The 15,521-nt window shown below is 44.7% G+C and carries 14 protein-coding genes; all 14 read left to right on the top strand.

Annotated elements, in window-relative coordinates:
- The first annotated feature begins 1 nt into the window (after position 1).
- The gene (gene spoIIE / locus VQ00_RS16810; RefSeq protein WP_052728632.1) at positions 2 to 2,476 is read left to right on the top strand and encodes a stage II sporulation protein E; all 2,475 of its coding nucleotides are present in this window, start codon (positions 2 to 4) and stop codon (positions 2,474 to 2,476) included.
- A gap of 53 nt (positions 2,477 to 2,529) precedes the next feature.
- Positions 2,530 to 3,231, top strand: coding sequence for a hypothetical protein (locus VQ00_RS16805; RefSeq protein ID WP_046181283.1), 702 nt, complete (start codon positions 2,530 to 2,532; stop codon positions 3,229 to 3,231).
- Entirely contained in the window at positions 3,215 to 4,105 is an 891-nt protein-coding gene (locus VQ00_RS16800; RefSeq protein ID WP_052728631.1) for a protein kinase domain-containing protein, read from the top strand. The genes VQ00_RS16805 and VQ00_RS16800 overlap by 17 nt, the downstream gene beginning before the upstream one ends.
- Before the next feature lie 31 nt (positions 4,106 to 4,136).
- A complete protein-coding gene (gene tilS, locus VQ00_RS16795; protein ID WP_082091638.1) occupies positions 4,137 to 5,498 on the top strand; it encodes a tRNA lysidine(34) synthetase TilS in 1,362 nt (453 codons plus the stop codon).
- Between the two features lie 23 nt (positions 5,499 to 5,521).
- Positions 5,522 to 6,076 (top strand): hypoxanthine phosphoribosyltransferase, encoded by a 555-nt coding sequence (hpt, locus tag VQ00_RS16790; protein ID WP_046181281.1) that lies wholly within the window; start codon positions 5,522 to 5,524, stop codon positions 6,074 to 6,076.
- A gap of 104 nt (positions 6,077 to 6,180) precedes the next feature.
- A complete protein-coding gene (gene ftsH / locus VQ00_RS16785) occupies positions 6,181 to 8,190 on the top strand; it encodes an ATP-dependent zinc metalloprotease FtsH (protein ID WP_046181280.1) in 2,010 nt (669 codons plus the stop codon).
- A 106-nt stretch (positions 8,191 to 8,296) separates the two neighbouring features.
- Entirely contained in the window at positions 8,297 to 9,061 is a 765-nt protein-coding gene (locus VQ00_RS16780; protein WP_046181279.1) for a type III pantothenate kinase, read from the top strand.
- 15 nt (positions 9,062 to 9,076) lie between these two features.
- Entirely contained in the window at positions 9,077 to 9,952 is an 876-nt protein-coding gene (gene hslO / locus VQ00_RS16775) for an Hsp33 family molecular chaperone HslO (RefSeq protein ID WP_046181278.1), read from the top strand.
- 144 nt (positions 9,953 to 10,096) lie between these two features.
- A complete protein-coding gene (cysK, locus tag VQ00_RS16770; protein WP_046181277.1) occupies positions 10,097 to 11,017 on the top strand; it encodes a cysteine synthase A in 921 nt (306 codons plus the stop codon).
- An 81-nt stretch (positions 11,018 to 11,098) separates the two neighbouring features.
- On the top strand, positions 11,099 to 11,920 hold the full coding sequence (folP, locus tag VQ00_RS16765; RefSeq protein ID WP_046181276.1) for a dihydropteroate synthase: 822 nt from the start codon (positions 11,099 to 11,101) through the stop codon (positions 11,918 to 11,920).
- Positions 11,913 to 12,278, top strand: a complete 366-nt coding sequence (folB, locus tag VQ00_RS16760; RefSeq protein ID WP_046181275.1) for a dihydroneopterin aldolase — start codon at positions 11,913 to 11,915, stop codon at positions 12,276 to 12,278. Before folP ends, folB begins: the two co-directional genes overlap by 8 nt.
- Complete coding sequence (gene folK / locus VQ00_RS16755) at positions 12,275 to 12,787, top strand: 2-amino-4-hydroxy-6-hydroxymethyldihydropteridine diphosphokinase (protein WP_046181274.1); 513 nt, start codon at positions 12,275 to 12,277, stop codon at positions 12,785 to 12,787. The genes folB and folK overlap by 4 nt, the downstream gene beginning before the upstream one ends.
- Before the next feature lie 20 nt (positions 12,788 to 12,807).
- The gene (gene dusB, locus VQ00_RS16750; RefSeq protein WP_046181273.1) at positions 12,808 to 13,806 is read left to right on the top strand and encodes a tRNA dihydrouridine synthase DusB; all 999 of its coding nucleotides are present in this window, start codon (positions 12,808 to 12,810) and stop codon (positions 13,804 to 13,806) included.
- Between the two features lie 14 nt (positions 13,807 to 13,820).
- Positions 13,821 to 15,305 (top strand): lysine--tRNA ligase, encoded by a 1,485-nt coding sequence (gene lysS, locus VQ00_RS16745; RefSeq protein ID WP_046181272.1) that lies wholly within the window; start codon positions 13,821 to 13,823, stop codon positions 15,303 to 15,305.
- The last annotated feature ends 216 nt before the right edge of the window (positions 15,306 to 15,521 follow it).

Below are 15,521 nucleotides of genomic sequence, written 5' to 3'. Positions count from 1 at the left end.
TGTGCAAAGAGCGGAGCTGGGAATGACGGGGGAAGCGGTTCTAGGCCAAGGATGGGAAAAGGGATTTGCGGGGAAAACGGCCTTTATCCTGCTGGATCGCGGATGGATTTTAGTGCCGGCTGGCTTTTTATTTGGACGAGCATTGCTGCTTTCGCAACTGTCGCCATTTGCGCTTTCCTTTTTTGCAGCGGTATTTATGTTGAAAAAAAATGTGGCACCGCGGGTATTTTTAGCTGTACTGGCCGGAGCACTTTCGATTTCACCGATACAGGCATCAAGTGCCTTCGCTTTGTTGTTTTGTTTTCTTATCCTTCACCGGGTATTTCGTTCACTTCATAAAGGAGAAACAACGCCAGTTCCTTTTTTCGTCTTTTTTACGACTCTCGCCGTGAAAAGTATCTTTTCTTATGTATTAAATGGATCAGAATTTATACCAGCGTATGATTTAGTACTGGCGGCGGTAGAGGCTTCACTTGCATTCGTCCTGACGCTTATTTTTATGCAGTGCATGCCGTTTTTATCCCTTTCCGGACGAATTCGGACGTTGAAAACGGAAGAATGGATCAGTCTTTTGATTGTTTTTGCTTCCGCGGCAACAGGGATGGCTGGGTGGGTGATCGGTGGTCTGGAGGCAGATCATATTGCCGCAAGATATTTGGTTACGGCTATTTCTTTTTTATCTGGGGCGGCATTTGGATCAGCAGCCGGTGTTGTCAGCGGGCTTATCTTAAGCTTGGCCGGCGTCAATGATTTTCATGAAATGAGTATTTTGGCATTCGCCGGTTTGCTGGGGGGCTTATTTAAAGAATGGAAACGGGGCGGCGCAATTGCAGGCTTGATGACAGCAACAGTGCTGGCTGGTTTTTATGGAGAGGGAAACCTGACAGATATGGTTACTTTGTATGAATCAGCCGCCGCCGCCATTTTATTATGCTTAACGCCGAAAACATGGACAGACCATCTGTCAAAATTAATACCGGGTACAACAGAGCATTCGATTGAACAGCAGCGTTATTTGCGAAAAGTACGGGATGTAACAGCCAATCGAATGGAGCAGTTTTCAGATTTGTTTGATGCGCTTGCAGGCAGCTTCTCACAGTCCGGTCATCATCACGAAACAGCCGAACGAGAAGTGGATTTGTTTTTAAGCGGCATTACCGAAAAAACATGCCAGACCTGCTTTAAAAAAGAACAATGCTGGGTGTATCAATTTGATGAGACATACAAGCTGATGAAAAACATATTGGAGGACGCGGATACAGGGACTGATTCGCTTTCTCCTCATTTAGCAAAAGAATTAGAGGATTACTGTTTCCGTCCTGCCCGTGTTGAAGCGGAAATTCGTTCTCAGCTGACGTATTACCGGGCAAATAAAAAGCTGAAACAGCAAATGAAAGAAAGTCGGAAAATTGTCGCCGATCAGCTTGAAGGAGTCTCGAAAGTGATGAGAGACTTTGCAGGTGAGATGAAGCGGGAAGAAGAAACGCACATTTCACAAGAAGAAAAAATTACAACAGCGATTGAATCATTTGGGATGGAAATTACAGATATTAGCGTTTTCAGTGTTCAAAAAGGAGCAGTTGATATTGAAATGACCATTCCTCATTCAAGAGGACACGGGGAAAGCGAAAAAATTATTGCACCTATTCTTTCTGATCTTCTAAATGAGTACATCATTGTTGTAGATGAGCAGCATGATGGCTCAGGCATCAGAAGTATTTTTCGTTCCGCTAAAGCGTTTCGGGTCGTGACTGGACTTGCTCATGCAGCAAAAGGCGGCGGTCTCATATCCGGTGATTCTTTTTCAGCCATTGAAATTGGAACGGGGAAATTCGCTCTTGCGATCAGTGACGGAATGGGCTATGGGGGCCGGGCGCACGATGAGAGCAGTGCCACGATCAGCTTGTTAAAACAAATTCTACAGTCCGGCATTGAGGAAACGGTGGCGGTCAAATCAATTAATTCTATTTTGTCTTTGCGAACGAACGATGAAGTGTTTTCTACACTGGATTTGGCGATTATTGACCTTCAAGACGCACGTACTGTTTTTTTAAAAGTTGGCTCATCACCAAGTTTTATTAAACGGGGTGACCAAGTGCTGAAAGTAGAAGCGGGCAATGTGCCGATTGGTATTTTGCAGCAGTTTGAAGTGGAAACGGTTCAAGAACAATTAAAATCAGGTGATTTGCTTATTACGATGAGTGATGGTGTTTTTGAAGGAGCAGACTTCATTGAAAATGCCGAGATGTGGATGAAAAGAAAAATCAAATCAATCGAAACCAACAATCCTCAAGACTTTGCTGATTTATTGATGGATGAAGTGATACGGACGCAATCGAATGAAATAAAAGATGATATGACGCTTTCCGTCGCACGCATCGAACACAATGTGCCGGAGTGGGCAGCGATCCCTGTGTATGATATTAAACCGTCTGAAAAAACAAAAAAACGGTCAACACGACGCCGGGCTGTATAAAATCATCTTTTTCAGTCCAATATGAAGAAAACGAATGAGAGGCGGGGACAATCATGAACATGGGCACAATTAAGCAATTGCTTTTATTAACAGATGGCTGTTCCAACACAGGAGAGGATCCGGCGATGATAGCAGCTTTTGCCCGGCGGCGAGGCATTACAGTTAATGTCATCGGCATTGTTGAGGACAGCGAAAGCGATTCGGGGCTGGGTGAAATTGAAGCGATTGCAAAAGCGGGCGGGGGCGAGAGCCGGATTGTGCAAGCTGCTTCTTTATCTGAAACAGTTGTCAACGTCACAAGGCAGGCAATGACGGGTACAATTTACAACATTATCAACGAAGAGCTTCGGGGCATTTTAAATAAAGAAACAAACGTGGAATTATTGCCGCCGGCAACGAGAAGCGAGATTGCGGAAAAAGTGGAGGACATCAGCGAAGAAGCCGCACTTGAGCTGCTTGTCCTTACCGACATGAGCGCCAGTATGAAAATGAAGCTGCCTGCTGTTAAAGAAGCGCTTTACGATTTGTCTATGACAATGCAGTCCCGGATCGGTCCGTCTTCTTTTTCATTATGGACATTTCCTGGGAAATACAGCGCGGCAGAAGAGCGGATTGGCTGGACGACTCATGCAAATAAATTGGCAGAATCGTTCCCGCAGCTTTTATCTGGTGGTATTACACCGACAGGTCCCGCCATCAGACAAGCACTTTCTTCATTTTTGGAAATGGATGAATACGATGAAAAATCGATATGACGCAAGGCCCGGCGATTTGATTAAAGGAAAGTGGACAGGGCACGTGTGGCAGGTAGAGCGGGAAATTGGCCGCGGGGCAAACGGAATTGTTTATCTTGTAAACGGGAAAGTCGGGCAGGCCGCGCTAAAATTTGCAGACTCTGCTTCTGTTGCGTCTGAGACGAATGCATTGACAGCACTTGAGCGGGTCAGGGGAACATCTCCCGGCCCTTTTTTCATTGAAGCGGATGATACAGAAAAAAAGGGCGTCATTTATCCGTTTTACATTATGGAGTATATTAATGGGCCGATGCTTCATACATTTATAAAAGAGAAAACAGATGAATGGGCGATTATCCTCCTTATTTGGCTGCTTAATTTTCTCGAACCGCTTCATAAGTCAGGCAGTGTCATGGGCGACTTAAAGCCGGAAAATTTTATTGTAGCCGACAGGGGACAAACGGTACGAGCAGTGGATGTAGGAGGAATTACAAAGTTTGGACGGTCCGTGAAAGAATATACAACACTTTACGACCGGGCAGCATGGCAGGCCGGAACGAGAAAATCGGAGCCTTCCTACGATTTATTTGGTGCTACGGTACTCACCATCGCTCTTGTGCATAAACAGCTCGTTCAAAAAGCGCTGGGTGATACAGGCAAACTGGAGGATATTGTTCAGTCATCACCTGCCCTGCAATTAATTGCACCCGTTTTAATAAAAGCATTCAACAATGAGTATGATAGTGCTTTGTCGATGAAAAAAGAACTGCTTCTTTGTTTTACCAAAAAGAATACAATGAGGCAAAGTCGAAAACAGACAATATCGTTTTCGAAAAAATGGATGGTCTTTGCGGGTGCTTTTGCCGCCATCCTTACGCTGTTTTTGTTACACTAAAAAGAAAAAGCAGAGAGGCGGCGCAGGGGCTGTGCATTTTTTTGAAGAAAACGTAAAGCAGTTTATGGAAAAAAAAAGAATGGTTGAATGGGGGGATCATGTGGCCGTCGCGGTCTCAGGGGGGATTGACTCGATGGCACTTCTTTCTTTGCTGCACAAACAGCGAACGAGGCTTGGTATTTCCGTCAGTGCTATTCATGTGGATCATATGCTTCGAGGCTGTGAATCGTATGAAGATTTGCGTTTTGTTGAATCGTTTTGCCGGGAAAGAGATATTTCTTTTTTTGGCAGGAGAGCAGATGCTCAGCATGAAGCGGATGTGTCACGAATTGGTATTCAAAAAGCAGCCCGGCATGTGCGGTACGCTCTTTTTGAACAAGGAATGGACGAGCTCGGCGCTAATAAGCTGGCAATGGCTCACCATGCCGATGACCAGGTGGAAACGGTCTTGATGCAGCTGACGCGGGGCGGGCATACACAGACAGGCATGCCAGCGATTCGTTCGTTTGCCGGGGGCCAGCTTATTCGTCCATTTTTAGCGGTTACGAAAGAGGATATTGGGGCTTATACAATCGAAAACTCGATCGCCTATCGTGAAGATCCAAGCAATAAAAAAGACACATATACGAGAAATCGGTTCCGGCATCAGGTGCTGGCATTTTTAAAAAAGGAAAATCCAAAAGCCTCTTTTCATATTCAGCATTTTGCGGAAGGACGTCAGGAAGATGAGTGTTTGCTGCGCGCGATGGCGGAGGAACAAATAAAGAATATGACAATCTGGAAACAAGAATCCGTGTCACTGCAAATCAAGCCGTTTCAGGAGGTGCCTCTGCCTTTACAAAAAAGGGCGATTCATCTAATATTAAACTATCTTTATCATGGAAAAACAGCGTTTTCTTTTCTACATATTCAACACATTTTACAACTGCTTCAAACAACCGCCCCATCAGGGAGATTAAACCTTCCATCATGTCTTTCTGTACGCAAAATAAACGAGCAGTGCGTCTTTGCCTACGAAACGGATGATGAACCGGACTGTGACCCCAATCTTCTGTTTGTGGAAGATCGGCTGTACCGGCGGGGCGTTGGCACATTTACGCTGACAAACAACAGCGGATGTCCGGACGGAGCAGATTGTTTTCGTTTGAATCCTGATACGCCAATTCCGATTTGTATCCGGATGCGGCAGGATGGGGATCGGATTCAGCTGAAAGGAATGAATGGTTCTAAAAAGCTTGCGCGGCTTTTGATTGATGAAAAAGTTCCACTTGCATACCGAGGCCACATTCCAGTTGTAACGGATGCGAACGGCACGATCCTGTGGATACCGGGAATCCGCAAGTCGATTCACGAAGGGGACGGGCCGCTGCTGTTGATTTATGAAAAGGAATGAACCAATTTTGGGAGGAAAATCTATTGTTACGTAACGATATCGAAGAAGTATTGATTTCGGAAGAGGCAATACAGGTGAAAGTGAAAGAGCTTGGAGCTCAATTAACAGAAGAGTACAAAGATCGTTTTCCTCTTTTCGTCTGTGTACTAAAAGGTGCAATGCCTTTTATGTCTGATTTGGTAAAACGTGTGGATACCCATCTTGAAATAGACTTTATGGACGTTTCGAGCTATGGCGCATCGACCGTTTCATCTGGAGAAGTAAAGATCGTGAAAGATTTGAACACGTCTGTGGAAGGTCGTGATGTATTAATCATTGAAGACATTATCGACAGTGGATTGACATTAAGCTATCTGGCAGAGCTTTTTCATTACCGAAAAGCAAAGTCTGTGAAAATTGTCACCCTTCTAGACAAACCTACTGGACGAAAAGCGAAAATTAAAGCAGACACAATTGGTTTTACGGTTCCGGACGCATTTGTTGTTGGGTACGGTCTTGATTACGCAGAACGCTACCGGAATCTTCCATATATCGGTGTTTTAAAACCAGCTATTTACACAGCGGCCGAAGAGGAATAAACGTTCAGAATGAATAGGCTAAAAGAAGGTTCAAATAGTTGTAACACCAACTTTTTGTATGATAACATTGCATATAGTCAGTTTTTCTCGGGAGGAGGTAAGGAATGAACAGAATTTTTCGATACACTATATTTTATTTACTAGTTTTTCTTGTGATTATTGGTGTTGTCAGTTATTTCAACAACAATAACGCACCGACGAATAACGTCACATACAATGAATTCCTGACATCGCTTGAACAGGATGACGTTGAAAAATTCACGATTCAGCCTGAACGCGGTGTTTATGAAATACGCGGCCAATTAAAAGGTGCAGAGGAAAGTGAAGTGTTTGTTGCTTACGTAACAGGCAACGATACGATGCTGAACCAAATTAATGAGGCATCTCAAGGCACGACGGCGGAAGTTCTTCCAGCCAAAGAAACAAGCGGGTGGGTTCAGTTTTTCACAACGATTATCCCATTCCTCATTATCTTTATTTTCTTCTTCTTCTTACTGAACCAGGCACAAGGCGGCGGTGGCGGCCGTGTGATGAACTTCGGTAAAAGTAAAGCGCGTCTTTACAACGATGAAAAGAAAAAAGTCCGGTTTAACGATGTAGCCGGAGCAGATGAAGAAAAACAAGAACTTGTCGAGGTCGTTGAGTTTTTAAAAGACCCGCGCAAATTCACGGAGCTTGGCGCCCGCATTCCAAAAGGGGTTCTGCTTGTAGGGCCTCCAGGTACTGGTAAAACATTGCTTGCAAAAGCTGTTGCCGGTGAAGCAGGCGTGCCTTTCTTCTCGATCAGTGGTTCTGACTTCGTTGAAATGTTCGTCGGTGTCGGTGCATCCCGTGTACGGGACTTGTTCGAAAATGCAAAGAAGAACTCGCCTTGTATCATTTTTATCGATGAAATTGATGCAGTTGGACGTCAGCGTGGTGCAGGACTTGGCGGCGGTCATGATGAACGAGAGCAAACCCTGAACCAATTGCTTGTTGAGATGGATGGTTTCAGTGCGAACGAAGGCATCATTATGATTGCCGCAACAAACCGCGCGGACATTCTAGATCCAGCCCTTCTTCGCCCGGGCCGTTTTGACCGTCAAATTACGGTTGATCGTCCGGATGTAAAGGGTCGTGAAGAAGTCCTTCGTGTTCATGCAAGAAACAAACCGCTCCACGAATCCGTTGATTTAAAAGCAATCGCGCAGCGGACACCTGGATTTTCCGGTGCAGATTTAGAAAACTTATTGAACGAAGCCGCGCTCGTTGCTGCTCGTACTGATAAAAAGAAAATTGACATGACAGACGTCGATGAAGCGACAGACCGTGTTATTGCAGGGCCTGCGAAAAAGAGCCGCGTCATTTCCAAGAAAGAACGGAAAATTGTTGCATTCCATGAAGCGGGCCACACGGTCATCGGGCTTGTGCTTGATGATGCAGATATCGTTCATAAAGTAACGATCGTTCCGCGCGGTCAGGCTGGCGGTTATGCCGTTATGCTGCCGAGAGAAGACCGTTATTTCATGACAAAGCCAGAGCTTCTTGATAAAATCACCGGCCTCCTCGGCGGCCGTGTAGCAGAAGACATTATCTTTGGTGAGGTATCAACTGGCGCTCACAATGACTTCCAGCGTGCGACAGGCATTGCCCGCCGCATGGTCACGGAATTCGGAATGAGCGACAAGCTCGGGCCGCTTCAATTTGGACAGTCGCAAGGGCAAGTATTCTTAGGCCGCGACTTTAATAGCGAACAAAATTATTCTGACCGGATTGCCTATGAAATTGATACGGAAATCCAGACGATTATTAAAGAGTGCTATGCGAGAGCAAAACAAATTTTAACGGAGAATCGCGATAAGCTTGAACTCATTGCAAACACGCTCCTTGATATTGAAACGCTTGATGCAGCACAAATTAAGCATTTATCTGATCATGGTACACTGCCTGAGCGTAACTACAGCGACACAGATGGCGAGCTTGTGAAAGACAATGCGGAACAAACCGGAGAAACAGCGGAGACAGAAGGAACACCAGCGACAGAAACGACAAACTTGCCGGCTGATGCTGCTGATGGATCCCAAGTGCGCGACGATCTCCAAAACCCACCGGATAGCGGCGGGCCAAAAGTGTAACAAAGAAGGCGTCCGAAAAGAACTCTTTTCGGGCGTCTTTTCTCTTCTTTTTTAGGAGGGTATGTTATGATAAAACTCGAAAATTAGACGGACAGGTGTGGTGAAGGTGATTTTTGTACTGGATGTAGGGAATACCAATACTGTGCTCGGTGTATACGAAGGGGACACGTTGAATCATCACTGGCGCATTGAAACGAACCGAAATAAAACCGAAGATGAATACGGAATGATGATCAAGAGCTTGTTTCAGCATGACGGCCTGCAGTTCGAACAAATCGAAGGGGTCATTATTTCCTCTGTCGTTCCGCCAATTATGGCGGCACTGGAGCGTATGTGTGAAAAGTACTTTCACGTAAAGCCGCTTGTCGTCGGTCCCGGTGTGAAAACCGGGTTAAACATTAAATATGAAAATCCGCGTGAAGTCGGAGCAGACCGTATTGTAAATGCAGTTGCGGGTATTCATGAATATGGTACGCCGCTGATCATCGTCGATTTCGGTACAGCGACAACCTACTGCTATATTGATGAAAGCAGCCATTACATGGGTGGGTTAATCGCGCCGGGAATCGGTATTTCCACTGAAGCACTTTATACACGTGCGTCGAAGCTGCCGCGCATTGAAATTACAAGGCCGGAAGCGGTGGTCGGAAAAAATACAGTTTCAGCGATGCAAGCGGGGATTTTATATGGGTATGTCGGACAGGTAGAAGGCATCGTCAGCCGGATAAAAAAAGAAAATAATACTAATCCTACGGTTATCGCTACAGGCGGGCTGGCCGGCTTGATTGCCAAAGAATGCAGCATGATTGATATTGTCGATTCGGATTTAACGTTAAAAGGACTCTTGTTAATTTATAAACGAAATGTATGAGAAAGGAAGAGGATTGTGAGCGATTATTTAGTGAAAGCATTGGCTTTTAATGGCCAGGTGCGTGCATACGCAATAGACACAACGGAAACAATTGGTGAAGCGCAAAGAAGGCACGGCTCGTGGCCGACGGCATCCGCAGCACTTGGACGTGCAATGACAGCGGGTGTCATGATGGGTGCGATGATGAAAGGAAATGAAAAAATCACCTTGAAAATTGAAGGCGGGGGCGAAGCGGGACGAATTCTTGTCGATAGCGACGCCAATGGAAATGTGCGCGGCTACATTACACGTCCGCAAACGCATTTCGATTTAAATGAGCAAGGAAAACTGGACGTCCGCCGGGCTGTTGGGACAGAGGGCATGCTGACAGTCGTTAAAGACCTGGGCCTTCGCGAAAATTTCAGCGGCCAGACGCCGATCGTCTCTGGAGAGCTTGGAGAAGACTTTACGTATTATTTCGCCGTTTCCGAGCAAGTTCCATCCTCTGTGGGAGTTGGCGTGCTTGTAAATCCAGACAACACCATTTTAGCGGCTGGCGGGTTTATTATTCAGCTTATGCCAAATACAGATGATGCGACGATTGCCATTTTAGAAGAACGCATCACAACGATGGAGCCGGTCTCAAAGCTCATTGAACGCGGTTTGACGCCAGAGCAGCTTTTAAACTACATTCTTGGTGAAGAAAACGTCAAATTTTTAGAAACAATGCCAGTTCAATTTGAATGTACATGCTCTAAAGAGCGGTTCGGCAATGCGATGATCAGCCTGGGCCGTCAAGAAATTCAAGAAATGATTGATGAGGACGGTGGCGCAGAAACGCAATGCCATTTCTGCAATGAAATATTTCACTTTTCGAAAGAAGAACTTGAACAATTAAAACAAGAGGTATAATTTAAAAAAACCTGTCTATTTTGGCAGGTTTTTTGTATGCTATTCCCGAAATTATATCAAAGTAATTGACTTTTCAATCAAAAGCTGGTAAATTCTATATAACCAATGAAAATACTCGGCATTTAAAATGGAGGTAACAAATTAATGGTACGTATAGCGAATTCAGTAGCCGATTTAGTCGGCCAAACACCAGTTGTGAAATTAAACAACGTTGTAAGTGAAAACAGTGCAGATGTTTATGTAAAGCTTGAATACATGAACCCGGGCAGCAGTGTAAAAGACCGGATCGCTCTTGCTATGATTGAAGCGGCAGAGAAAAACGGCAATTTACAGCCGGGCGGCACATTAATTGAGCCGACAAGCGGCAACACAGGAATTGGTCTTGCGATGATCGCAGCGGCAAAAGGCTATAAAGCGATTCTTGTTATGCCTGAAACGATGAGCATGGAGCGCCGTAATCTGCTTCGCGCATACGGTGCAGAACTTGTTCTTACACCAGGACCAGAAGGAATGGGCGGCGCCATCCGCAAAGCGAAAGAATTAGCGGAGGCAAACGGCTATTTCCTGCCACAGCAATTTGAAAACGAAGCAAACCCTGAAATTCACCGTTTAACAACGGGGAAAGAAATCGTAGAGCAGTTCGACCAGCTTGATGCGTTTGTATCTGGGATCGGTACAGGCGGTACGATTACAGGAGCTGGACAAGTCATTAAAGAAAAATGGCCAAACGCGCAAATTTTTGCGATTGAGCCGAAAGATTCACCGGTTCTTTCAGGCGGCAAGCCAGGACCACATAAAATTCAAGGGATTGGTGCAGGATTTGTTCCAGCCATTCTTGATACAAAAATTTATGATGAAGTCATTCAAATTGATAATGACACAGCGTTCGAAACAGCCCGCCGCGTTGCGCGTGAAGAAGGTATTCTTGGCGGTATCTCATCTGGTGCTGCAATTGCTGCTGCCATTCAAGTGGCTGAAAAGCTTGGCAAAGGCAAAAAAGTATTGGCGATTCTTCCTTCAAACGGCGAACGTTACTTGAGCACACCGCTTTATCAATTTGATTAATTCGACCTCAAGCCAGACTGTCTAAAGCAGCCTGGCTTTTTTTCATGTTAAAATAAGAGGGAAAAGGAGCGTTGGTAAGGAATGAAAGCAAGAAATTACATACTTGATTTTCAAGATAGAACACACATTATGGGCATCTTAAACACGACGCCTGACTCGTTTTCGGACGGTGGACGCTACGATGAGACCGAAGCGGCGGTCCGGCATGCAGTTCAAATGGCAGCTGAGGGCGCGCACATTATTGATATCGGCGGAGAATCAACACGCCCCGGCTACACACCGATTTCAGCCCGGGAAGAAATAAGCCGGACTGTTCCGGTTATCGAAGCAGTGGCAGCTGCTGTAGAAGTACCAATTTCAATTGATACATTTAAAGCACGGACAGCGGAAAAAGCGGTAGAAGCAGGGGCTTCGATTATTAATGATATTTGGGGAGCGAAAAAAGAGCCGGAGATCGCCGCGGTGGCCGCAGAAAAACAAGTGCCGATTATTTTAATGCACAACCGGGAAAAAATAAATTACACGAATTTTATGAGAGACTCTTTAAATGATTTATACGAAAGCATTACGATCGCAAAAAAGGCAGGCGTAGCGGATGATCAAATTATAATAGATCCCGGTATCGGTTTTGCTAAAACAATGGATCAAAATATTGAAATGATGCAAAATTTAGATCGCGTTATTGCTTTAGGCTATCCCGTTCTGCTTGGCACATCACGAAAAAGGATGATTGATTACGTGCTGAATGTGCCAGTGGACGAACGAATGGAAGGGACGGGTGCCACATGCTGCTTCGGAGCGCAAAAAGGCTGCTGCATTATGCGCGTACATGACGTGAAGCCGATCGCGAGAATGATGAAAATGATGGATGCCTTAATGGGAAAGGAGCAAAAGCGTGGATAAAATTTATGTAACGGGTATGGAGTTTTGGGGCTATCACGGTGTATTTCCGGAAGAAAACAAACTGGGACAACGGTTCAGAGCGGATGTTACATTAAACGTTTCGTTAAAAAAAGCGGGTGAAACAGATAAACTTGACTACTCGGTCAACTATGCGGACATTTATAATGCGTGCAAAAACGTGATGGAAGGAGAGCCGGTAAAGCTTATAGAAACATTGGCTGAAAAAATATCTGCAAGTATTTTAGGAAGTTTCTTATCTGTTCAATCCTGCACTGTTAAAATTATAAAGCCTGACCCCCCAATCCCTGGGCATTATGATTTTGTCGCCATTGAAATTACGAGGGAACGCGGAGAATGAACAACATCGCCTATTTATCACTCGGCACGAATATTGGTGACCGAGAAGCGTATTTAAAAGAAGCGGTCAGTCTCCTGGACGCTCAAAAAGAACTCCATGTTTCGGCGGTTTCCTCCATTTATGAAACAGATCCCGTTGGCTTCACCGATCAGCCGCCTTTCTTTAATATCGTTATAAAAGCAGAAACAACACTCGAACCGCATGAACTGCTCTCCCTCTGCATGGAAATTGAAAACGAGCTTGGTCGAAAGCGGGTCATCCGATGGGGTCCGCGCACAATAGACCTTGACATTTTACTGTATAATCACGACAATATTAAATCAGATAGTCTTATTATTCCTCACCCGCGCATGAATGAGCGTGCTTTTGTGCTTATCCCGCTGGCAGAAATAGATGCAGCAATCGAACTTCCTGACGCAGGTTTGCCACTGGAACAATATGTACAAAATGTGGAAGGGAAAGAAGGCGTTAAGCTTTGGAAAACAGCGGACGCCTTTTACCGCTTGTGAAAATAGAAAGGTGATTATATATGTTAAATATCGGACCGGTTGAATTGAAAAATCGGGTAGTGCTTGCGCCGATGGCTGGTGTATGCAACTCCGCTTTCCGCCTCACAGTCAAAGAATTTGGCGCTGGCATGGTGTGTGCTGAAATGGTCAGTGACAAAGGGATTGTACTTCAAAATAAAAAAACAATGAATATGCTTTACATTGACGAGCGTGAAAACCCACTCAGTCTGCAAATTTTTGGCGGTGAAAGAGAAACGCTCGTTCAAGCTGCAAGCTTCGTGGACAAAAATACGAATGCGGATATTATTGACATTAATATGGGCTGTCCGGTTCCGAAAATCACAAAATGTGATGCTGGCGCAAAATGGCTTTTAGATCCGAATAAAATTTATGAAATGGTATCTGCTGTTGTTGATGCAGTCGATAAGCCGGTCACGGTAAAAATGCGTATGGGCTGGGATGAAGACCATATTTATGCAGTCGAAAATGCCCGTGCTGTTGAACGCGCTGGCGGGCAGGCAGTGGCGCTTCATGGACGGACACGTGTTCAAATGTACGAAGGTCACTCGAACTGGGATATTATCAAAGAAGTGAAACAGTCCATTAACATTCCATTGATCGGAAATGGTGATGTTCAAACACCGCAAGATGCAAAGCGAATGCTGGACGAAACAGGCTGTGATGCCGTTATGATCGGCCGTGCCGCGCTTGGCAACCCATGGATGATTTATCAAACCGTTCAATACCTTGAAACGGGTAAATTAATCGGTGAGCCGACGCCACGTGAAAAAATAGATGTATGCCTGCTTCATTTGGATCGTCTAATCGGTTTGAAAAATGAAAACGTGGCAGTACGTGAAATGAGAAAGCACGCGGCATGGTACTTAAAAGGTATTCGTGGTAACGGAAAAGTGCGCAAAGAAATTAATGAATGTGAAACACGAGATGAACTTGCCACACTTTTAACAACATTTGTCGGTGAAGTAGAAGAAAAAGAAGCGTCCATCCAGGCGGTTTAATAGGAGTGAACGGAATGAGTGAAGAATTAAACGACCAGTTGTTGGTCAGAAGAGAAAAATTACGGTCTTTACAAGAAAAAGGCCTCGATCCGTTTGGCGGCCGGTTTGACCGTACGCATACAGCAGAAAGCATTTCTGCCCAATTTGATTCCTTTTCAAAAGAAGAGCTTGAAACGAAAGAAGCAGAAGTAGTCATTGCTGGCCGTATTATGACAAAGCGCGGGAAAGGCAAAGCAGGCTTTGCCCACGTGCAGGACTTAAGCGGACAAATTCAGATTTATGTGCGAAAAGATGCCGTTGGAGAAGAACAATATGATTTGTTCACAATGACAGATCTTGGCGATATTGTCGGGATTAAAGGAAAAGTCTTTAAAACGAACGTCGGAGAGTTGTCAGTTAAGGCAACAGAATACATCTTTTTAACGAAATCACTTCGCCCGCTTCCGGACAAGCACCACGGTTTGAAAGATATTGAACAGCGCTATCGTCAGCGTTATTTAGATTTAATGACGAACCAAGAAAGCCAAAAAACATTTATCGCCCGCAGCCGTATTATCCAATCGATGCGCCGCTACCTTGATAACCACGGTTACCTGGAAGTAGAAACACCAATGATGCATTCCATTGCTGGCGGAGCTGCTGCCCGTCCGTTTGTGACACATCATAATGCGCTTGATATGGAATTGTACATGCGGATTGCCATTGAACTGCATCTAAAACGTCTAATCGTAGGCGGGATGGAAAAAGTATACGAAATCGGCCGTGTATTCCGTAACGAGGGCATATCTACGCGTCACAACCCGGAATTTACAATGATTGAACTATATGAAGCGTACGCAGACTATAGCGATATTATGCGCTTGACTGAGAATGTTATTGCTCACGTGGCTGAAGAAGTAATTGGGACAACAACCATTGAATACGGCGAGTATACGGTAGAATTGAAGCCGGAATGGCGTCGTCTTCATATGGTTGAGGCTGTAAAAGAATACACGGGTGTTGATTTTTGGAAAGAAATGAGTGACGAAGAAGCTCGTGCACTTGCCAAAGAACACGGCATTGAATACAAAGAAACGATGCAATTTGGTCATATCATCAATGAATTCTTTGAACAAAAAGTAGAAGAAGAGCTTATTCAGCCTACTTTTATTTATGGACATCCAGTTGAGATTTCTCCTCTTGCAAAAAAGAATCCGGATGATCCGCGCTTCACAGATCGTTTTGAATTATTTATCGTTGGCCGTGAACATGCCAATGCGTTTACTGAATTGAATGATCCAATCGATCAGCGCGAACGTTTTGAATCACAGTTGAAAGAACGTGAGCAAGGAAATGATGAAGCGCATGAAATGGACGATGATTTTATCGAAGCCCTCGAATACGGTATGCCGCCAACAGGTGGGCTGGGTATTGGCATCGACCGTCTTGTTATGCTGTTAACAAACGCTCCTTCGATTCGTGACGTGCTGTTATTCCCACTTATGAGACATAAAGATTAATAAACAAACCTTTGGTGGAAACACCAGAGGTTTTATTTTTTAAAAAAAATTAAAAAAACGCTTGCGTCTAAAGAAACGCGATGGTATATTTATATTCGTTGTCAGTAACATAGAACAACGAAGTTGAAAAACATCTCAAAAAAGTGATTGACATCACTTGAAGGAAATGTTAAGATATTAAAGTCGCAAATGACACATTGAACATTGAAAACTGAA

The organism is Domibacillus tundrae (assembly GCF_000970675.1).
Taxonomy (GTDB): Bacteria; Bacillota; Bacilli; order Bacillales; family Domibacillaceae; genus Domibacillus; species Domibacillus tundrae.
This window is presented reverse-complemented; position numbering and strand designations above follow the sequence as displayed.